Origin of the sequence: Agromyces mangrovi, assembly GCF_030296695.1 — a bacterium.
In the GTDB taxonomy this organism is placed as follows: Bacteria; Actinomycetota; Actinomycetes; order Actinomycetales; family Microbacteriaceae; genus Agromyces; species Agromyces mangrovi.
Map to the genome: position 1 here is coordinate 1521332 of NZ_AP027737.1, position 20482 is coordinate 1541813.

A 20482-nucleotide genomic window follows, 5' to 3' on the forward strand; every position below is an offset into this window, starting at 1 on the left:
GAGCACTGATGAGACATCCCGTTCGTCGAGCCACCGTCGCCGCCGCGGCCGCAGCATCGCTGCTGGCCGTGGGCGTCGCCGCCCCCGCACACGCGGAGGAGGTGGAACCGAGCGAGCTGATCATCAGCGAGTACGTCGAGGGGTCGTCGTTCAACAAGGCGATCGAGCTGTACAACCCGACGTCCGCGACGATCGACCTGACCGGCTACGACCTCCAGGTCTCGTTCAACGGCGGGTCGTCGACGTCCGAGTTCGACCTGACCGGGTCGGTGGCCGCGGGCGGCACCTTCGTCTTCGCCGACGAGGACCTCTCCGACTACGCCGACCAGACGACCTCGGCGAACCTCTGGAACGGCGACGACGCGATCCTGCTGCGCAACGCCGGCACCGTGGTCGACTCGCTCGGCCAGGTCGGGTTCGACCCGGGCAGCCAGTGGGGCACCGACCTCACCTCCACCCAGGACAACACGCTCCGCCGAATGGCGTCGGTGTGCGTCGGCGACACGGTCGTCGACGACGTGTTCGACCCGGCGGTCGAGTGGGTGGGCTTCGCGAACAACACGTTCGACGGGCTCGGCTCGCACACGGCGGACTGCGGCGGCACGACCGGCCCGATGACCCCGGTGATCAACGAGTTCTCGGCGAGCACCTCGGGCGACGACGTGGAGTACGTCGAGATCTTCGGGGAGCCGGACACGGACCTCTCCTCGTACGCCGTGCTCGAGATCGAGGGCGACTCCGGGTCCACCACGGGCGTGATCGACGAGGTCATCGCGCTCGGCACGACCGATGCGGACGGCCTGTACCTGGCGGAGCTGGAGAACGGCGCCCTCGAGAACGGCACGATGTCGTTGCTGCTCGTGGAGGGGTTCACCGGCGCGCTGGGCGACGACCTCGACACCGATGACGACGGCACGTTCGACGCCATGCCGTGGACGGCGCTCGCCGACGCGGTGGCGGTCTTCGACGGCGGCTCGGCCGACGTCGCCTACGGCGGCACCGCGCTCGGTCCGGACTACGACGGCCTCAGCTCGTTCGCCCCGGGCGGCGCATCGCGCATCCCCGACGGTACCGACACCGACTCCGCGGCCGACTGGGTGCGCAATGCGTTCAACCGCGCGGGTATCGCGGCGTTCCCGGAGGCCACCCCGGCCGACGGCGAGGCGTGGAACACGCCCGGCGCCCTGAACGAGGCGTACATCGCGCCCCCGCCCCCGCCGATCAACTGCGAGTCGCCCGTCGTCTCGATCGGCTCGGTGCAGGGCTCCGGTGACACCTCGCCGGCCGACGGCACCACGGTGACCGTGAGCGGCGTGGTCGTCGGCGACTTCCAGGTCGGCGGCTTCAACGGCTACTACATCCAGGACGCCGGTGACGGCGACGCCGCCACGAGCGACGGCATCTTCATCTACGCGCCAGGCGGGGCATCCGTCGACGTGGGCGACGAGGTCATCGTCGCGGGCGAGGTGAGCGAGTACTTCGGCCTGACCGAGATCACCCCGACCGAGGTCGTCGTGTGCGACACCGGCGTCGAACTGCCCGAGGCCACCGAGCTCACCCTGCCCGCCACCGAGGCCGACCGCGAGGCCCTCGAGGGCATGCTCGTGACGCTGCCGCAGTCGCTGTCGATCCTCGAGTTCTACAACTACGGCCGGTACGGCCTGATCTCGCTCGGCACCGAGCGCCAGTTCACGCCCACCGCGGTCGTCGAGCCGGGGCAGCCCGCCATCGACCTCGCCGAGCAGAACGCGCTGAACAGCATCGGCCTCGACGACGGCCGGAGCTCGGAGAACCCCGACCCGGCGATCCACCCCAACGGCGCCGAGTTCACGCTCGACAACCTGTTCCGCGGCGGCGACCTGGTCACCGACGCGACCGGCGTGCTCGACTACCGGTTCAGCACCTGGTCGGTGCAGCCGACGCAGGGTGCCGGGTTCGAGTCGGTCAACGAGCGGCCCGCGGTGCCCGAGGTGGGCGGCGAGTTCACCGTCTCGAGCTTCAACGTGCTGAACTACTTCACCACGCTGAACTCGCGCGGCGCGAACACGGCCGACGAGTTCGACCGCCAGGAGGCGAAGATCGTCGCGGCCCTCGCGGAGATCGACGCCGACGTGTTCGGGCTCATCGAGATCGAGAACAACGGCGACGAGGGTGCGGCCAGCGCCGTCGCGACGCTCACGGCGGCGCTGAACGCCGAGCTCGGCTCCGAGGTGTACGACTACGTCGACACCGGCGTGATCGGCACCGACGAGATCACCACGGCGTTCCTCTACAAGACGGCCACGGCGACTCCCGTGGGCGACTTCGCGCTGCTCGACGGCTCGGTCGACGACCGGTACCTCGACTCGAAGAACCGCCCGGCGCTCGCGCAGACGTTCGCCGACGCGGCGGGCGGCGAGGTCACGGTCGTGGTCAACCACCTGAAGTCGAAGGGCTCGGCCTGCGACGACGTCTCCGACCCCGACCTCGACGACGGTGCGGGCAACTGCAACCTGACCCGCACGGCCGCGGCCGAGGCGATGACCGACTGGCTCGCCACCGACCCGACCGGGCAGGGCACGGCGAACCGGGCGCTCGTCATCGGCGACCTCAACTCGTACGACCACGAGGACCCGATCGACGTGTTCACGGGCGCCGGCTACGCCGACCTGCTGCTGCAGGAGCAGGGCGAGTACGCCTACTCGTACGTGTTCGACGGCCAGCTCGGCTACCTCGACTACGCGCTCGCGGGCAGCGGGCTCATGACCGAGGTGACCGGCGCGGCGGCGTGGAACATCAACGCCGACGAGCCGAGCCTGATCGACTACGACATGTCGTTCAAGAAGGACGCGCAGGACGCGCTGTACGCCCCCGACGCGTTCCGCTCGAGCGACCACGACCCGATCATCGTGGGCCTCTCGCTCGACAGCACGCCGCCGGAGATCGAGGTGTCGGCCGATCCGGCGACGGTCTTCCCGCCGAACACCGCGTGGACGACCGTCGACCTGCTCATCGACGCGACCGACGACTCGGGCATCGCGCCGACCGTGGAGATCGTCGAGGTGACGGCCGAGGGCAAGAAGGCCGACATCCGCGTGACCGGCGACGCCCAGGTCGAGGTCGTCGCCCGCATGGGTGCGACCTACACGGTGACGGTCGAGGCGACGGACCACGCCGGCAACACCGCATCCGACACCGTGGTGATCTCGGTGACCCCGCCGCGAGGTCGCTGGATGCAGTGACCTGACGCCGCACCGCACGATGGCCGTCCCTTCGGGGGCGGCCATCGTCGTGTCCGGGGACGCTCCGCGACCCGTTGCGCGACCCGATGAGAATAGTTACTGTCTTGTCAGTAAGTGGGCATCTCGCCCGCGTCTCCACCACCACACCTCAAGGAAGAGGACTACGGATGAGCAGGAACGCACCACCACGGCGCGGTCGCACGGCGACCGCGCTCGTCGCCGCCGCACTCGTCGCGGGAGCCGTCGTCGCGGCGCCCGCGCAGGCCGCACCACCGCAGCAGGTCGATCCGCAGGCGCCCGACTTCGGCCCCAACGTGACCGTCCTCGACCCGTCGATGCCACTGTCGGAGATCTCCACGGAGCTCGACGCCCTCGCCGACCGCCAGCGCGACGCCGAGATGAGCGAGGACCGCTACGCGGTCTACTTCCTCCCCGGCGAGTACGGAACCGACGAGCAGCCGCTCCAGTTCGAGGTCGGCTACTACACGGAGGTGGCAGGCCTCGGGGCATCCCCCACAGACGTCTCGGTGAACGGCGCGATCGAGGTCTACAACCGGTGCCTCACCGACGGCGGCACGGGCAACTGCATCGCGCTGGTGAACTTCTGGCGCACGATCTCGAACCTCTCGATCGACGTGAACGGCACCGGGCAGGACGGCTGCCGCGCGAGCGCGAACTTCTGGGCCGTCTCGCAGGCCGTGTCGATGCGCCGGCTCGACATCTCGGGCGCGAACGTCAGCCTGCAGGACTACTGCACCAACGGCCCGCAGTACGCGTCGGGCGGCTTCATCGCCGACTCGCGCCTGCCGTTCACGATCAACGGCTCGCAGCAGCAGTGGCTCGTGCGCAACAGCGACGTGACCGCGGGCTGGAGCAACGCCGTCTGGAACCAGGTGTTCGCAGGCACCGAGGGCGCGCCGGACGACTCGACCTTCCCCGAGCCGCCGTACACGACGATCGACGAGACGCCGATCAGCCGCGAGAAGCCGTACCTGTTCGTCGACGAGGCCGGGAACTACGCGGTGCGCGTCCCCTCGGCGCAGACCGACACGCGCGGCATCACCTGGGCCGAGGGCGAGACCGCGGGCCGCACGGTGCCGATCACCGAGTTCTTCATCGCCACCCCCGACTCGTCGGTCCAGGAGATCAACACGGCGCTCGCGCGCGGCAGCAACCTGCTGCTGACGCCGGGCGTGTACGACATCGACGAGACGATCCGCGTGAAGCGGGCCGACACCGTGGTGCTCGGCATGGGCCACGCCACCCTCACCGCCACGGGCGGTGCGGTCGCGATGGACGTCGCCGACGTGCCCGGCGTCGTCATCGCCGGCGTGACATTCGACGCCGGCACCGAGCTCTCGCCGGTACTGCTCCGCGTCGGCAAGGCGAACGGCGAGCACGGCACCGGCAGCGCCGCGCGGGCCGCCGAGTCGAACCCGACCACGCTGAGCGACGTCTACGTGCGCGTCGGCGGACCGCACATCGGGAAGGTCGACACGGCGATCGAGGTGCACAGCGACCACGTGCTCATCGACCACGCCTGGATCTGGCGTGCCGACCACGGCATCGAGGGGTTCACCGAGGGCGTGAACGGCGACACCGACCGCTGGAACACGAACACCGGCCGCAACGGCATCCTCGTCACCGGCGACGACGTCACCGCCACCGGGCTCTTCGTCGAGCACTTCCAGCAGCGCAACACGCTCTGGGAGGGCGACGGCGGCACGGTCATCCTGTACCAGAACGAGCTGCCGTACGACCCGCCGACGCAGGCCGACTGGACCCAGCCGGATGGCACGCTCGGCTACCCCGGGTACACGGTCGCCGACGACGTGACGAGCCACGAGCTCTTCGGCGCGGGCGTGTACGTGTTCAACCAGAACGACCCGTCGATCGTCACCGAGAACGGCTTCTCGGTGCCCGATGTCGAGGGCGTGCGACTGCACCACGTTATGACGGTCAACCTCAGCGCTGGGACGATCCGGCACGTCGTGAACGGCGTGGGCGGGCAGGTCGACAACTCGAACACCGGGGCTCCGGCGTTCATCGTCGACTACCCGGCGCCGTAGGCGCCACGCGCGCCCGGTCCATCGGCGGGCCGGGCGCGCGACCCCTCGTGCCCGCGCGTCTCGCCGCGTCAGGTCGCGCGGAGCGGGGCGACCGCCGTGGAGTCGGCACCGAGTGCGACCAGCCGGTCGGCCACGGCGACCGCGGCGCGCCGATACGGCTCCTCGGTCTCGCGCAGCAGCGAGCGCGTGTTCGCCGCATCCAGCAACGCGGTGATCTCGAACGCGAGCTGCGCCGCGTCATCCAGGCTCGGGAGCTCGCCACGTTCCATCGCGTAGCCGATCGACACCGTGAGGTACCCCTCCCACCTGTCGAGCGCACCCATCACCCGGTCGCGCACCGCCCCGGGCTTCGAATCGAACTCGACGGATGCCGCCGAGAAGAAGCATCCCCCGAGAAGACGCGGCGCGACGAGTAGGCGATCCACCCGTCGACCAGGGCGACCACCCGCTCGAGCCCGCGTTCGGTCGCAGCGCGCGCGGGCGCGATCACCTCGTTCGTGAAGAGTGCCTGCGCGGCGTCGATCGCGGCGAGCTGCAACCGCTCCTTCGAGCCGAACAGCGCCGCGACCCCGCTCTTGCTCTGGCCGGCCGCCTCGGCGATCCGGGCGATCGAGAGCCCGTCGAGGCCCTCGATCGACGCGAGGTCCATCGCCTGCGCGAGCACCTCGCGTCGCGATTCGTCGCCGCGTGCGCGGCGTCCGTCGATGACCCCTTGCGTCATGCCCCCATCTTACCGTACGATCGTCCGTATAGTTAGTAGGACGATCGTTCGTATTGTTTCAAGGAGCCGAGAGATGTCCGCCCTCACCGCCATCGCCACCGCCACCCGCACGGTCGCCGCCGCCTCGCCGCGCGCCGGCTCCGCCCTCGCGCTGCGCCTCTTCCTCCACGTCGGTCGACGGATGCCCCTGGCCGACCGCGACCGCACCGTCATGGACCAGGCGCGACGCTCGACCGTCCGGGTGCCGGGCATCGACCGTCGCGGCGTCGACCTGGTCGCGTACGAGTGGGGCTCGGGCGACGACGTCGTGCTGCTCGTGCACGGCTGGCAGGGTCGCGCGAGCCAGTTCGCCCCGATCGTCCGCGAGCTCCGCGCCGAGGGCTATCGCGTCGTCGCCTTCGACGCTCCGGCGCACGGCGACTCCGCCGGCCGGCACGCGTACGTCATCGACTGGGTCGACGCCATCCACGCGCTGCAGCACCGGTACGGACGGTTCGAGGCGGTCGTCGCCCACTCGTTCGGCGCGCTCGGCGTCTTCACCGCCGTCGCCGAGGGCGTGACCGCCCGGCGCGTCGTCACCATCGCCTCGCCGGCCGACGCCGACGCCGTCTTCGCCGAGTTCGGCTCGGCGCTCGGGCTCGACGACCGCACGCTCGACGACATGCGCCGACGCTTCGTGGCGCGCCTCTTCCCGGGCGAGCCCGACCCGTTCGCGCGCGTCTCGGCGATCCGCCACCCGCTGCCCGAGTCCGACGAACTGCTCGTCGTGCACGACCCCGACGACCGGCGCGTCTCGTCCCGCGAGGCGGAGCGCCTGCTCGACGCCCACCCGGGCGCGCGACTGCTGCACGCGCCCGGCACCGGCCACACGCGCATCCTGCGCGACGACGCCGTGCTCGACGCCCTCGTCGCGTTCGTCGGCGGTGGCGGGCGGGCGGCGGGAAGCGCGCCCGGCGCTCAGCCGTCCGACCGCGCCGCCACGACCTCCGCGTAGAACGCCGCGTGCGCGGCGGCGACCGCGGCATCGTCGAGCAGCCCGGGCGTCGCGGCCGCGCCCGCGGCGAGCAGCCCGCGCAGCGCATCGTCGCCGGCGAGACGCCTGAGCGCGTCCGCGAGCGCGTCGACGTCGCGCGGGGCGACCACGAGTCCGTTGACGCCGTCGGTCACCCACTCGGCGGGCCCGCCCTCGCCGGCGACCACGACCGCGCGGCCGGCCGCGAGGTACTGCAGCACGTTCTGGCCGAGCGGCTCGGGGCGGATCGACGCCTGCACCGCGACGTCCCACCCGGCGAGCGTGCCGGCGATGTCGTCGACGTGCCCCGGGAACTCCACCCGGTCGGCGACGCCGAGCTCGCCGGCGAGCGCCCGCAGGTGCCGACCGTACGCCTCGTGCCCGAAGGGCGCGTCGCCCGGCAGCACGAGCCGCGCGTCCGAGTCGCCGAGCGCCTGCGTGAACGCGCGCAGCAGCAGCTCCTGCCCCTTCCACGGGTCGATCCGCGCGAGCATCCCGATCCGCAGCGGGCCGGCCACCGGCCGGGCGGCCGCAGTGCGCCGCTCGATGCCCGCGGCGCTCGGGATCACGACCGTGCGGGCTCCCCGCCGCAGGAACGGGGTGGCGGTCTCGAGGGTCGCGCGCGAGTTCGCGATCACGCCGTCGGCGCGGGGCAGCACGAGTCGCGTCATGAGCGCGTACCCGGCCCGCCCGATCGCATCCGGGTCGGTCATGTCGCGCAGGTGCACCACGAAGGGCACGCGCGACGTGAGCGCGGCGAGCGCCCCGTAGGCCCCGGCGCGCGCGGTGTTCGCATCGACGAGGTCGGCGGTGCGGAAGGCGGGGTGCAGTCGCGTCGCGGCCGCCTGGAGACCCAGTCGCGCCAGCGCCGCGGCCTGGTGCAACGCACTGCCGGCGCTCACGCCCGCGGGCTGTCGGACGCCGGCGACGCGCACCGGCACACGCGCCGGCAGCTGCGTGTAGACGCCTGCGCCCGCGGCATCCGTCGGCGCCAGCAGCACCACCGGCGACCAGGCCGGGCCGGCCCGCAGCATGCGCACGAGCGCGTACTCCGCGCCGCCGCGCGCGGTCGTGTGGTCGAGGTGCAGCACGCGCGTCGCACGCGCCGCACCGCCACGGGGCGACCGGCCGCCGGCAGCGCTCACTTGCGGCGCCTACCCGTGCCCGGCTGCCCGCCCGCGCCCTCGCGGCCGGCGAGCAGCTCCGGCCCGTAGGACGCGTCGTGGTACGCCGCGACCTCGGCCGCTGGCATCCCGAACAGCAGTCCGGCGAGCGACGCGAGCGCGGGCACCTCCTCGGCCGCCATCCGCAGGTAGTCGTCGTCGGGGCCGCCCTGGGGGTCGATGACGTCCTCGTCGCCCGCGCCGAGGGCCCGGTTGCCGGCGAGGCCGACGACGACCGATCGCAGCTCGGCCGCCGACGCCGGCGGTGCCGGCAGTCGCAGGCTCGCGGCGATGCGCCCCGCCTCGCGCATCGTGAACGCGGTGCGCAGGGTGCCGGGCACCAGCTCGATCACCCGCTCGCGGTGCCGCCGCGACGCCACCAGCACGAGGTCGGCCGCGCGCAGCTGGGCCTCGGTGACCTGTCGGGCCCGGTGGTCCCGCCCGTCGCCGCCGAGTGCGGTGGCGATCGCCCGCGCCCGTCGGCCCATCGACGCCCCCTCGGGCGCACGCGTGCCGGCGCTCGCGACCCGCACGGTGCCCGAGACGGCGGGCGGCAGGTACCAGTTCGCCCACGTGCCGAGCAGCATCGCGCCGAGCGGCGAGCGGTGCACGTTGCCGGTGCAGACGACGAGCACGTCGAACGTGTCTCCGGCCATGCCACCCCCGTCGATCCCGGACCGGCGCACGAGGGGTTCGGGCCCCGTCGGCGCGCGGATAGTGTTGCTCGCAAGGAGTCTACGAGGAGATGCGGTGCGCGTACTGAGGGTGTCTCACAGCGCCGTCGTCGACGAGTGGCGCGGACGCGAGCGGGCCCTCGGGGACGCGGGCGTCGACGTCCACCTGCTGAGCGCCCGCCGCTGGCACGCGGGCGGCACCGAGGTCGACCTCCGGCCCCGCCCCGGCGAGCGCGTGACAGGCGTCCGCACCCTCGGCCGACACCCCGCACTCTTCGTCTACGATCCCCGCCCGCTGTGGCGCGCGCTCGGCGAGCGGTGGGACGTCATCGACCTCCACGAGGAGCCCTTCGCGCTCGTGACCGCCGAACTGCTGGTGCTCCGGATGCTCCGCGGCAACCGCGCACCGGTCGTGCTGTACACCGCGCAGAACCTCTCCAAGCGCTACCCGGTGCCGTTCCGCTGGCTCGAACGCTGGGCGCTCCGCACCGCGTCCGGCGTCTCCGCGTGCAACTCGGAGGCGGCCCGCATCGTCGAGCGCAAGGGCTTCGCGGGTCGCGCACGCGTGATCCCGCTGGGTGTCGACCTCGACCGCTTCCGGTCGGGTGGGGCGACGGATGCCCCTGAGCCGCAGCCCGCACCGATCGGCGACGCCGACCCGATCACCGTCGGCATCCTCGGCAGGCTCGTGCCCGAGAAAGGTCTCGGCGTGCTGCTCGACGCGGCCGAGCGCGAACCGCGGCTGCGCCTGCGCATCGGCGGGTCGGGCCCGATGGCCGACGAACTGGCCGCGCGGGCCGCGGCCGGCTCGCTCGCGGGCCGGGTCGAACTCGTCGGCCCGGTCGACCCCGACGACGTGGTCGCGTTCTACGCCGGGCTCGACGTGGTGACGATGCCGTCGCTGCCCACACCGAGCTGGACCGAGCAGTTCGGCCGGGTCGCCGTCGAGGCGATGGCCTGCGGCGTGCCGGTGGTCTCGAGCGACGCGGGCGCGCTGCCCGACGTCGTCGGCGGGGCGGGCATCGTCGTTCCCGCGGGCGACGCGGGCGCGCTCGCGGGGGCGTTGGTCGACGCCGCCGGGCCCCGCGCGGACGAGCTCCGCGCAGCGGGCGCGGCACGCGCCGCCGAGTGCGGGTGGGACGCGGTCGGCCGGGACTACCTCGACCTGTACCGGTCGGTGCTGCATGAGGCATCCGCTGCGCCCTCGCCCCCCGTCGAGGTGGTCGTGGTCGCGTACGGGGCACCCGACCTGCTGCGTCGGGCGCTCGAACCGGTCGCCGCCCTGCCGACGACCGTCGTCGACAACTCGTCGCTGCCCGAGATCGCCGCGCTCTGCGCCGAGCTCGGCGTGCGCTACCTCGACCCGGGCCGCAACGGCGGCTTCGCCGCGGGGGTCAACGCCGCCCTCGCCGACCGGCTCGTGCCCGGAGCCGACGTGCTCCTGCTGAACCCCGACGCCGAGGTCTCGGCCGACGACGTCGCCGCGCTGCAGGCCGCGCTCCGCGCACGCGACGACCTGGCGAGCGTCGGCCCTGTGCAGGTCGACGAGCAGGGCCGGCTGGCGCGCGTCGAGTGGCCGTTCCCGTCGCCCGCCGCGACCTGGCGCGAGGCGGTCGGGCTGGGCGCGGCCCGCGGCGGGCCCACCTTCGTGATCGGCTCCGTGCTGCTGCTGCGCGCCGAGGCGCTCGCGCAGCTCGGCGGGCTCGACGAGCGCTTCTTCCTCTACGCCGAGGAGACCGACTGGGCGTACCGCGCGCACCTGCTCGGCTGGCGGCACGCCGCTGTGCCGGGCGTGCGGGCGCTGCACGTCGGCGCGGGTACGAGCGGCGACTCCGTGCGCCGCGAGGCGCACTTCCACGCCTCGCAGGAACGCTACCTGCGCAAGCACTTCGGCGCGCTCGGCTGGCAGGTCGCCCGCACCGGCCAGTGGGCCGGCTCGATGGCCCGCGCCCTCGCCCTCCCCGGCGAGCGCGGCATCGCCGCCCGTCGCCGCGCGGCGCTCTACCGGCTCGGCCCGGTGCGCGTGGAGGCGCGCTTCCGGTCGCGCGCGCCGAAGGACGGCGGCGCCCCCGTCGCATCCGACCACACCGCCCTCGCCCAGCCGAATACGATCGCCTCGTGACCCGAATCGTGCAGATCGTCCCGCACATCGGCGTGGGCACCGGCGTCGCCGGCGTCGCGGCGAACCTCGAGCGCGAGCTGGCTGCGCTCGGGGTGGAGGTCGAGCGGTTCACGTACATCCAGGCGCGGCGCGGCAAGCGCGATTCCCACCCTCGCACGCGGCTCGGTCGTCGCATCGCGGGCGGCTGGAAGCAGGTGTGGTTCAGCACCGTCGGCACGCGTCGGGCTCGCGCCTTCCTGGCGGAGCGGCCCGACGCCGTCGCGATCTGCCACAACAACGTGCTCGCCGGCGACATCTACGTCAACCACGGCGTGCTCCTCGCGTCGATGCGTGCCCGCGGCCGCTCATGGTGGCGCACCTACCGCAATCCCGTGCACGACTTCATCTACCTGCGCGACCGCATCCGCTATCGCGGGCGCACGCATCGTGCGGTCGTCGCGCTGTCGGAGGCCGAGGCGGACGCGCTCGAGGCGACGTACGGGCCCCTGGGGTCCCGAGTCGTCGTCATCCCGAACGGGGTCGACCAGGAACGCTTCCGTCCGCCCACGGCGGAGGAGCGGGCCGCCGCACGCGCCGACCTGCAGCTCGGCACCGAGGAGCGGGTCGCGGTGTTCGTCGGCCACGAGTTCAGCCGCAAGGGCCTGTCGTTCGCGATCCAGGGGCTGCGGTACGCGCCGACCGTGCTCCTGCTCATCATCGGCGGCAACGACGACATCATCACCGAGGCCTATGCGGAGGCGACGGCGGCGGGCGTCGGGGAGCGCGTGCTCTTCCTCGGTCCGCGTTTCAGCCTGGCTCCGTTCCTCGCGGCGTCCGACTTCTTCGTGCTGCCCAGCGCCTACGAGGCGAACGCCCTGGTCGTGCTCGAAGCACTGGCGAGCGGGCTGCCGGTCGTGACCACTCGCACCGGGTTCGCGCCCGAGGTGATCGTCGACGGCGAGAACGGCTACCTCGTCGATCGTGACGCGCGGGAGGTGGGTGAGCGGCTCGACGAACTCGCGCAACTGTCCGACACGGAGCTCGCGGCCTGGCACGCACGCGCTCGCGCCAGCGTCGAGCCGTACACCTGGCCGGCGATCGCGCGACGCTACCTCGACCTGGCGCGCGAGGTCGAGGCGGAACGGAGCGTCGCGTGACGGCTCGAGGCGGCGGCGTGACGGGAGCACGCGAGCGCGGCATCCGGATCGTCCAGATCGCGCCGACCATCGAGCCCGGCAGCGGCGTGGCCGGCGTGGCCTTCAACCTCGAGCGCGAGTTCCGCGCGGCGGGCGTGCAGGTCGAGCGCTTCACGGCCGCCGACGCCGGGCGCACACTGCGCGGCGCCGGGGGTGGCCCGCCGATCGTCACCCATCTGGAGCGCGCCCGCAACGTCGTCTGGTTCAGCACCGTCGGCACCCGCCGCGCGCGGCGCTTCCTGGCCGAGCGGCCCGACGCGATCTCGATCTGCCACAACGACGTGATAGCGGGCGACGTGTACGTCAACCACGGGCTCCTGCAGGCGGCAATGCGCGCTCGCGGGCACTTCGCCTGGCGGATGGTGCGCAACCCCGTGCACCTCTACACGGCGCTCCGCGACCGGGTGCGGTATCGCGGCCGCCGGCACCGGGCCGTGGTGGCGCTCACCTCGCACGAGGCCGAGCTGCTCGTCGACGAGTACGGGCGGGTGCGCGCGCCGATCCACGTCATTCCGAACGGCGTCGACCTCGACCGTTTCCGTCCGCCGACGGACGCGGAGCGAGCCACCGCCCGCGCCGAGATCGACGTCGCGGACGGGCGCACGCTGGCGGTCTTCGTCGGGCACGAGTTCGAGCGCAAGGGGCTCCCGATCGCGATCGATGCGCTCGGCGGCGCGCCGGACGTCTCGCTGCTCGTGGTCGGCGGAACGAACGACATGATCCGCCGTGCGCGCGCACACGCCCGGCGGTACGGAGTTGCCGACCGGGTGCACTTCGTCGGCACGCACGCCGACCCCGTGCCGTTCTTCTGGGCCGCAGACCTGCTGGTGCTGCCGAGCGCGTACGAGGCCAACGCGCTCGTGGTGCTCGAGGCACTCGCGTGCGGCCTTCCGGTCGTGTCCACCCGGGTCGGGTTCGCCCCCGACATCCTCGTCGACGGGGAGAACGGCTTCCTCGTCGAGCGGGATCCCGCTTCGGTCGCCGCCCGACTCGACGCCCTCGACCGGCTCGGCGCCGCCGTGACCGACGCCTGGCGGCAGCGGGCCCGCCGCACCGCGGAACGCTACTCCTGGCCGGAGGTCGCCCGGCAGTACCTGTCGCTGGTCGAGGCGCTCGGGTCGCGGTCGGATGCCTCGAGCGAACGCCTCCGCATCGTGCACGCCATCCGCTCCGACGGGTTCTCGGGCGTGGAGCAGTTCGTGCTGCGCCTCGCGCGCGCGCAGTCGGCCGCCGGCCACCAGGTGCTGGTCGTCGGCGGCGACCCCGGGCGCATGCGCCCCGCACTGCAGGGGTCGGGCGTCGCCCACGTGCCCGCCGCGCGCACGCTCGACGTGACCCGCGCGCTCCTCCGCCATGCCCGGGGCGCCGACGTGGTGAACACGCACATGACCGCCGCCGAGGCGGGCACGGCCGCCGCCTTCGCGATGGCACCGCGATCGCGCCGACCCGCGATCGTGGCCACGCGCCACTTCGCGAAGGCACGCGGTCGCGTCGGTCCACTGCCGATCGCCGCGATCGTCGGCGCGCGCATCGACGCGCAGCTCTCGATCAGCGACGCGGTCGCGAGCGCGGTCGACGGCGAGAGCACCGTCGTGCACCCCGGCCTCGACGCACGCGCCGACGTCGACGCCGACGCCCGCGAGCGCATCGTGCTCATCGCACAGCGGCTGCAGCCCGAGAAGCACACCGAGGTCGGCATCCGCGCGTTCGCCGAGTCCGGCATCGCCGCCGACGGCTGGCGGATGCAGGTGGCCGGCACGGGCCCCGAACGCGAGCCTCTCGAGCAGCTCGCGGCGTCGCTCGGCATTGCGGACGCGGTGGAGTTCCTCGGCTTCCGCTCCGACCTGCCCGAGCTCATGGACCGCGCCGGCCTGCTCGTCGCCACCTGCCCGTTCGAGCACTTCGGGCTGACCGTGCTCGAGTCGATGGCGAGCGGGCTCCCCGTGGTCGCGGCCGGCGCGGCCGGGCACCTGGACATGCTCGCGGGGCTCGACGAGCGCGCCCTGTTCCCGCCCGACGACGTCGCGGCCGCGGCATCCGCCCTGCGTTCACTGGCCGCCGACCCCGACGGGCGCGCCCGGCTCGGGAGCGCCGAGCGCGAGCGTCAGCGTCGCGACTTCACCCTGCGGGCGCAGGCGGATGCCACGGAGGACGTCTACCGGAGCGTGCGATGACCGACCTCGTGGTCATGTCGCTCGAGCGCTGGGACGACGTGTGGCGGCGCAACCAGCACCTGGTGGCGGGGCTGTTGCGACGTGATCCGGGCCTCCGCGTGCTCTTCGTGGAGCCGCCGGCCGACCCGACCAACGACCTCCGCGCGGGGCGCCGCCCCGCTTTCGGGAGCGCGCCGTCGGCGATCGGCGAGCCCGCTCCCGGACGGCTGTGGACGTATCGCCCGGTGAAGTGGCTGCCGCGCAGGCTCGACCGGAACGCCGACGCGCGCATCGCGCGGGACGTGCTGCGGGCCGCCCGGGGGCTGGGCATGGAGCATCCGCTGCTCTGGATCAACGACCCGGGCGCGGTGGGGGTGGCGGATGCCTCGGGCTGGCCCGTCGTCTACGACATCACCGACGACTGGCTCTCCGCCGACCGCCCCGCGGCCGAGCGCGAACGCTCGGCCCGCAACGAGGCCCGCCTGCTCGCGACGGCCCGCGAGGTCGTGGTCTGCTCGGCGGAGCTCGCGCGCCGGAAGGGCGGAGATCGCCCGGTCGCGCTCATCCCCAACGCGGTCGATGTCGATGCGTACCGCCGGCCCGCGCCGCGACCGGCCGACCTCCCGACCGGCCCGACGGCCGTGTACCTCGGCACGGCGCATCCGCATCGCATCGACGTCGACCTGTGCGAGGCCACCGCGCTCGCACTCGCCGAACGGGGCACCCTCGTACTGGTGGGCCCGAACCTGCTGGGCCCGGGGGCGACCGCGCGCCTCGAGCGAGCCGGTGCCGTGCTGCTCGGCGCACGCCCGCGCGACGCGGTGGTCGGCTACCTGCAGCACGCGGAGTCGCTCGTCGTGCCCCACGTCGTCACGGAGTTCACCGACAGCCTCGACCCGATCAAGCTCTACGAGTACCAGGCCGTCGGCCGCGCGGTCGTCTCCACACCTGTCGCGGGCTTCCGCGACGCCGACGACCCGCGCGTCACGATCGCAGACGCCGACCGCTTCCCGGCCGAGGTGGTCGCCGCGATCGATCGTTCCCGGCCGTTCCCCCACGGCGCCACCGGACCGGTGCCCTCCTGGGCCGACCGCTCCGACGCCATGGCCGAGGTGCTGGCCCGGCTCTCCCCGACGTCCTAGGCGTCCGTCTCCGCACGTCGCGCCCGGGTGCGGAGCTTGGAGACGAACGTCGAGGCGCCCCCTGCCAGCACACCACGCGGCGAGAGCCGCATCGAGTCCCGCACGTCGGCGGCCGCATCCCGCACCCTCCGCTGCCTGAGCAGCCCGAGCACCCGACCGGCCGACCAGGACGCGTAGGCGCGATCGAGCATCCTCGCGTTGCGTCGAAGCGCCTCGACGTGGTGCGCGTCGCCGCGGGACGCCGCATCCTCGCGGTTCACCCGTATGGCGCGAGAACCGGCGGCGTGGCGACGCCTCCAGTCGGCCGCCGTGGCATTCCGGTCGTGGCGCCGGTACTCCACCAGCACGGTGCCCGTGCCGACCAGCCGCCCGTGCCGGAGCAGGCGGAGCGTGAACTCGGTGTCCTGCGAGAGGCCGAAGGCCTCGTCGAACATGCCGGCGTCGTCGAATGCGCTCCGGCGCACGGCCAGCGTCGTGATCCTCGGAATCGGCGACGCACCGCGGAGGTACTCGGCACTCGTCGCCTGCGGCGTATTCCACGAATCGAATGCAACGCCGTCCGCGTCGATGTCGATGCCGTCGCCGAACGCGCCGACCGCGCCCGGATCGCGCTCGAGCGCCCGCACCAGCTCCTCCAGCCGGTCCGGCGGCCAGATGTCGTCGTCGTCCAGGAAGGCGACGACCTCGCCCCTTCCTGCCGCGATGCCGGTGTTGCGCGCGGCGGCCGCGCCACCGTTCTCGCGGTGCACGATGCGCGCCCCGTCGACGCGCGTGACGATCCGCTCCAGCTCGTCACCGCGCCCGGAGCCGTCGTCCACCACGACGAGTCGCCAGTTCGCGTAGGTCTGCGCGGCGACCGACGCGAGCGCGGACTCCAGGTAGGGACTCACGCGGTTCGTCGGCACGACCACGTCGACGACGGGCATGCCGGCAGGGGCATCCGCTTCGTCCGTCACGGCTCCACGTCCGCGAACTCGGGCAGCCGGGTGATCCGGAAGCGGCCGAACGGGTTCCGCGCGAACGGAGCGCCGAGCACCGTGCCCAGCGGGTGCGCGGTGCGGCGACGCCAGCGTCCCAGGTCGCGGTCCCAGTCGCGTTCCGGCGCGTAGCCCGAGACGATGCGCTTCTCGGCCATCTGCTCCTCGGTGCGCACCCAGCTCATGTGGATGATCGCGTCGTCCTCCGGGATCACGGCGTGCACGGGGGTGCCGAACGGGTGCGCGGGGTCGGTGTTGCGCGGCGACACGTCGACGCGATGCACGGGGGACCCCGCCGACTGGCGCGAGAGCGAGAGGCGCGTACCCGCCCGCACGACCACCGGACCCGGGTACCCCGCCTGCGTCGTCCAGAACCGGCCGCAGTGCTCGAGGAACTCGCCGGACGGCGTGCGCGCATAGAAGTTGCGCATCGGGAAGGCCAGCGCGTCGGCCGCCCGGCGATCGGCCTCCCGGAGCTGGGCGAGGAAGACCTCGGGGGAGCTCAGGATCTCGTCCGTGTCGAGCTGCACGACCCAGTCCGCCTCCTCGGACGCGGCGTCGAGGGCGGCCTGCCGCTGCTCGGTCTCCACCGTCATCACCGGCCGGTCGGCGTCGGAGTGGTCGCCGGGCACGAACACCATCTTCCCGTCGGGGTCGGCCGCCCGCATCCGCTCGAGCGACTCGTCGACCGAGAGCGGGAATCCCGCCCACGAACGGCCGTCGGCGGCGTACGAGACGACGATCTTCTCGACGATGCCGTAGTACGAGCCGATGCTCTGCGAGATCCAGGCGGGGTCGCCGGCGAGCACGTACGCGTGCAGCCTCATGCGGACGCTCCGTCCGCGCGCCTCGCGCGCACCCCGGGGGCGGCGCTGGCGGCCAGCCCCGCCGCGGTGCCGACGACGTCGACGGCCGCGCGCCAGCCACCGCCGACCACCCCCGCAGCTTCGCCTGCACGCCGGCGCGCCTGGGGTCGCGGATCGCCCGGAGGCCGGTGACGACCTGGTGCCCCGCCTCGGCGGCCGCCGTGCGGAGGTACTGGCGGAAGTGCGGATCGGCGGTGCCGAGCGTGCTCGCGAGCAGCACCACGTGGTTGCGGGCGCCGTAGTAGCGGTAGCGCGTGTCGAAGCGGCGCCCGCGGGCGTAGGTGCCCGCGACGTGCAGCACGACCGCGGACGGCGTGTAGACGATCCGCCAGCCGGCTCGCCGCATGCGCAGCGCGATGTCGGTCTCCTCGCGAAGGCAGGTGCCGGGGTAGAGGTCGCGGATGCCGCCGAGTTCGCGCACCACGCTCATGCGAACCGACATGTTGGCGCCGAGCATGTGGTCGACGTCGACGTCGCGGCCCGGGTCGGCTGCGAAGAACCCGGTCAGGCGACCGTCGGGCAGCAGCAGGCCGATCTCGCCGATGCCCTCCTGCTCCTCGCCCGGCTGCTCGTTGCGCGCTCGACCGCCCACCGCCGCGACCGCAGGGTCGTCGTACGGCTTCACGAGTCGTTCGAGCCAGTCGGGATCGGCGAACGCGTCGTCGTCGATGAACGCCACCACGTCCTGTCGCACGCCCTCGACGCCGATCGCGCGCGAGGTCGCGGTCGAGCCGATGCCGCGCTCGTTGCGCCGGTACTCGACCTCCGGCCGATCGGCGACGACCTCCCAGGTGCGCTCGTCGGGCGACGCGTCGACGACGATGATCCGCTCGGGCCGGAGCGTCTGCGCGTCGAGGTGCTCGAGGCAGGTCCGCACGTAGTCGGGACGGTTGTAGGTGGCGATCACGACCGCGACGGTGGGTGCGCTCACGTGGTCCTCTCCTTCGGGTGCGCGTCGAACTCGGCTCGGTAGACGCGCTCGTAGTGGTCGGCCACCGCCTGCAGGTCGAACTCGACCGCGCGCACGAGCGACGCCTCGGCGAGCTCGGCGCGCCGGGCGGCATCCGTCAGCACCTCGACCAGCGCGTCCCCGAGCGAATCGAGCTCGGCGAGCACGCCGAACCGCCCGTCGTCGGTGACGTAGCGCGAGCCGACGTTCGGGGTGGCGACCACGGGCAGGCCGGCCGTCATCGCCTCGGCGTAGGGGATGCCGAAGCCCTCGTAGGTCGACGGGAGGCAGAACACCCACGCCGAGCGGTACTCGGCGGCGAGCTCCGAGTCCGTCAGCCGACCCAGCACGCTGACGCCTTCTGGTACGTCGTCGGGCGCGTCCTGCGTGACCATCCGCAACTCGGCATCGGGCACACGGGGGCGCACCTCGTCGGCGAAGATCCGCGCGAGCTCGGCACCCCGCTTCCGGCCGCGCCACGTGCCGACGAAGAGCACGGTGGGGGCGGCGCGCTTGTCGCCGCCGGGCGCGAACGCCGCGGCATCCACCCCGTTCGGAATGACCGTGCGCACCCACGGCGTCCACTTGCGGGTCGCGGGCGAGATGAGCACCGTGCGGTCCGCGACGACGCTCGCCAGCACCTCGGTGCAGCCGAGCAGCACCATGCGCGCCTTCTCCTTGGCGCCGCGGATGCGCACGGCCTCCTCGAAGCACGAGCCGTGCAGCGTGCGCACGTGCGCGGGCACGCGCCGGCGCCACATCCAGTAGTCCTCGCCGTGGGCGTGGAGCACGTCGTAGCCCGACAGGTCGATGCGCCGCATCGCGAACGCGAACCGGAACGTGCGCATCGATCCGTCGAGCGGCACGTGCACGTGTCCGTAACGTGCGCCCTCGACCGGTGCGCAGGGGCTGTACACGTCGACCTGGTGCCCGCGATCGGCCAGCTCGTTGGCGAGCGCGTGGACCTGGTACCCCACGCCGATCTTGCTCTCGCTCGGGAGGTAGTACGAGATCATCGCGATGCGCAGCGACCGATCCGACTCGTCGAGCGGATGCCGCGGGGAACCGGTCACGACAACCCGGCCTGCAGGGCCTCGAGCCACGCGTGCCCATCGCGGAGGTCGGGTTCGAGGTGGTTGCCCTCGGCCCACTCGTTCCACGACTTGACCCAGAGCAGCCGCTCGTCGGCCGGCCGATCGGCGAGCAGGTCGACCGCGTCCGACACGTTGCGGCGGAACCGCTCGGGCGTCGCGTCGCGCACGACGAGGCCGCGGCGGCCGGCACGCGGCGTGTTGTCCCAGTTCGGGTACACGCACGGCTGCACGTGCGGATCGCGGGGGTAGTCGGCCACGATCGAGTCCGAGTACGGCCAGATCTCCGGCCCGCCCATGAGCTTGCGGCCCGCGCGCATGCGGAACCGGGTCGCCGGCGTCACCTCGGCCGGCAGCCGCATGTACACGCTCGCGTCGAACCCGTCGGCCTCGGCGTTCGCGTAGCGGGGCCCGGCGCCGAGCAGGTCGCTCGCCTCGGCGACGAGGTACAGGCCGTCCAGGCCGGCCTCGCGCGCCATCGCCTGCCAGCGATCGACGAACTCCGCGGCATCCGGCAGCTCCTCCGGCCGGAACACGTAGAAGAGCGGCCGACCGTTCACGCGCACGTACCGTTCGTCGCGGAATGCGGGGAGGATCGTCTCGAAGTGGCGCCGGTCGTCCTCCGCGCCGAGGTAGCGCTGCTCCTTGAGGATCGTGTCGGCCGCGGCGTGCCAGATGCCCGTCCAGGACTGGTTGGCCCACGCCAGCGCGAACCCGATCTCGGGGTCGCCGCGCTCGAGCACCTCGGCGAACGGCCGCTCGAGGATGCGGTCGCCGTCGCCGAACCAGTAGTGCCAGTACACGAATGCCTCGACGCCGTACGCGCGCGCCAGGTCGCTCTGCGCCTGGCGCGTCTCGGGTACGCGGAGGTCGTAGAAGCCCAGGTCGGCCGGCAGGGTGGGCTGCTGGTGCCCGGGGTACAGGCGCCGCGCACGCGCGGTGTTGGTCCACTCGGTGAAACCGGCACCCCACCACTCGTCGTTCTCCGGGATCGGGAAGAACTGGGGAAGGTAGAACGCGAGCGCACGCGCGCGCAGCCCGTTCACGGGGGCGCCCTCGGGCCCCCGGTGATCGGGTGCCTCGGGTGGCGTCTCGGTCACGCGTACCGCCAGTCGTCGTCGTTCGGGTGCGAGCACGCAGCATCCTA

Annotated in this window: 15 protein-coding genes and 1 pseudogene; 7 read left to right on the plus strand and 9 right to left on the minus strand. The window is 73.2% G+C overall.

All coding sequences use genetic code 11. The features are described from left to right. Positions 1-8: 8 nt before the first annotated feature. The gene (locus tag QUE38_RS07195; RefSeq protein WP_286311112.1) at positions 9-3221 is read left to right on the plus strand and encodes an ExeM/NucH family extracellular endonuclease; all 3213 of its coding nucleotides are present in this window, start codon (positions 9-11) and stop codon (positions 3219-3221) included. A 167-nt stretch (positions 3222-3388) separates the two neighbouring features. Continuing rightward, entirely contained in the window at positions 3389-5290 is a 1902-nt protein-coding gene (locus QUE38_RS07200; RefSeq protein WP_286311114.1) for a glycosyl hydrolase family 28-related protein, read from the plus strand. A gap of 68 nt (positions 5291-5358) precedes the next feature. On the opposite strand, the gene QUE38_RS07205 is transcribed toward QUE38_RS07200, so the two are convergent. Further along, the gene (locus QUE38_RS07205) at positions 5359-5715 is read right to left on the minus strand and encodes a TetR family transcriptional regulator C-terminal domain-containing protein (protein WP_433996956.1); all 357 of its coding nucleotides are present in this window, start codon (positions 5713-5715) and stop codon (positions 5359-5361) included. Then, positions 5613-6011, minus strand: a complete 399-nt coding sequence (locus QUE38_RS07210; RefSeq protein ID WP_286311116.1) for a TetR/AcrR family transcriptional regulator — start codon at positions 6009-6011, stop codon at positions 5613-5615. Before QUE38_RS07210 ends, QUE38_RS07205 begins: the two co-directional genes overlap by 103 nt. 73 nt (positions 6012-6084) lie before the next feature. Between QUE38_RS07210 and QUE38_RS07215 the strand changes: the two genes are divergently transcribed. Next, positions 6085-7005, plus strand: a complete 921-nt coding sequence (locus QUE38_RS07215) for an alpha/beta fold hydrolase (RefSeq protein ID WP_286311118.1) — start codon at positions 6085-6087, stop codon at positions 7003-7005. On the opposite strand, the gene QUE38_RS07220 is transcribed toward QUE38_RS07215, so the two are convergent. Both QUE38_RS07220 and QUE38_RS07225 read right to left on the minus strand, forming a co-directional pair. Continuing rightward, positions 6969-8168: a glycosyltransferase gene (locus tag QUE38_RS07220; RefSeq protein ID WP_286311119.1), complete on the minus strand. Its 1200-nt coding sequence runs from the start codon at positions 8166-8168 to the stop codon at positions 6969-6971. The two genes, QUE38_RS07215 and QUE38_RS07220, sit on opposite strands and share 37 nt — an antisense overlap. After that, positions 8165-8842, minus strand: a complete 678-nt coding sequence (locus QUE38_RS07225; protein WP_286311121.1) for an arsenate-mycothiol transferase ArsC — start codon at positions 8840-8842, stop codon at positions 8165-8167. Before QUE38_RS07225 ends, QUE38_RS07220 begins: the two co-directional genes overlap by 4 nt. 109 nt (positions 8843-8951) lie before the next feature. Between QUE38_RS07225 and QUE38_RS07230 the strand changes: the two genes are divergently transcribed. The 4 genes from QUE38_RS07230 to QUE38_RS07245 are packed head-to-tail and all read left to right on the plus strand — an operon-like array spanning position 8952 to position 15452. After that, complete coding sequence (locus QUE38_RS07230) at positions 8952-10982, plus strand: glycosyltransferase (protein WP_286311123.1); 2031 nt, start codon at positions 8952-8954, stop codon at positions 10980-10982. Continuing rightward, positions 10979-12118, plus strand: coding sequence for a glycosyltransferase family 4 protein (locus tag QUE38_RS07235; protein ID WP_286311125.1), 1140 nt, complete (start codon positions 10979-10981; stop codon positions 12116-12118). The genes QUE38_RS07230 and QUE38_RS07235 overlap by 4 nt, the downstream gene beginning before the upstream one ends. Before the next feature lie 17 nt (positions 12119-12135). Next, a complete protein-coding gene (locus QUE38_RS07240; RefSeq protein ID WP_286311127.1) occupies positions 12136-14331 on the plus strand; it encodes a glycosyltransferase family 4 protein in 2196 nt (731 codons plus the stop codon). Beyond that, on the plus strand, positions 14328-15452 hold the full coding sequence (locus QUE38_RS07245; RefSeq protein ID WP_286311129.1) for a glycosyltransferase: 1125 nt from the start codon (positions 14328-14330) through the stop codon (positions 15450-15452). The genes QUE38_RS07240 and QUE38_RS07245 overlap by 4 nt, the downstream gene beginning before the upstream one ends. Here QUE38_RS07245 and QUE38_RS07250 read toward each other — a convergent pair. From QUE38_RS07250 to QUE38_RS07270, 5 genes and pseudogenes are all read right to left on the minus strand, one after another. After that, positions 15449-16408 (minus strand): glycosyltransferase family 2 protein, encoded by a 960-nt coding sequence (locus QUE38_RS07250; protein WP_286311130.1) that lies wholly within the window; start codon positions 16406-16408, stop codon positions 15449-15451. The genes QUE38_RS07245 and QUE38_RS07250 overlap by 4 nt on opposite strands. Next, entirely contained in the window at positions 16405-17256 is an 852-nt protein-coding gene (locus QUE38_RS07255) for a glycosyltransferase family protein (RefSeq protein ID WP_286311132.1), read from the minus strand. Before QUE38_RS07255 ends, QUE38_RS07250 begins: the two co-directional genes overlap by 4 nt. 331 nt (positions 17257-17587) lie before the next feature. Then, positions 17588-18226 (minus strand): annotated as a pseudogene (locus tag QUE38_RS17505) (glycosyltransferase family 2 protein); the annotation flags it as partial. Next, positions 18223-19317 (minus strand): glycosyltransferase family 4 protein, encoded by a 1095-nt coding sequence (locus tag QUE38_RS07265; protein ID WP_286311135.1) that lies wholly within the window; start codon positions 19315-19317, stop codon positions 18223-18225. The gene QUE38_RS07265 and the pseudogene QUE38_RS17505, both read right to left, overlap by 4 nt. After that, a complete protein-coding gene (locus QUE38_RS07270) occupies positions 19314-20471 on the minus strand; it encodes a glycosyltransferase WbsX family protein (protein ID WP_286311137.1) in 1158 nt (385 codons plus the stop codon). The genes QUE38_RS07265 and QUE38_RS07270 overlap by 4 nt, the downstream gene beginning before the upstream one ends. Between the last annotated feature and the right edge of the window lie 11 nt (positions 20472-20482).

Excerpts from the sequence above, each read along its gene's own strand:
- QUE38_RS07195 (WP_286311112.1), top strand. The coding sequence starts at position 9 with ATGAGACATCCCGTTCGTCGAGCCACCGTCGCCGCCGCGGCCGCAGCA.
- QUE38_RS07200 (WP_286311114.1), top strand. The coding sequence starts at position 3,389 with ATGAGCAGGAACGCACCACCACGGCGCGGTCGCACGGCGACCGCGCTC.
- QUE38_RS07210 (WP_286311116.1), bottom strand. The coding sequence starts at position 6,011 with ATGACGCAAGGGGTCATCGACGGACGCCGCGCACGCGGCGACGAATCG.
- QUE38_RS07215 (WP_286311118.1), top strand. The coding sequence starts at position 6,085 with ATGTCCGCCCTCACCGCCATCGCCACCGCCACCCGCACGGTCGCCGCC.
- QUE38_RS07225 (WP_286311121.1), bottom strand. The coding sequence starts at position 8,842 with ATGGCCGGAGACACGTTCGACGTGCTCGTCGTCTGCACCGGCAACGTG.
- QUE38_RS07245 (WP_286311129.1), top strand. The coding sequence starts at position 14,328 with ATGACCGACCTCGTGGTCATGTCGCTCGAGCGCTGGGACGACGTGTGG.
- QUE38_RS07255 (WP_286311132.1), bottom strand. The coding sequence starts at position 17,256 with ATGAGGCTGCACGCGTACGTGCTCGCCGGCGACCCCGCCTGGATCTCG.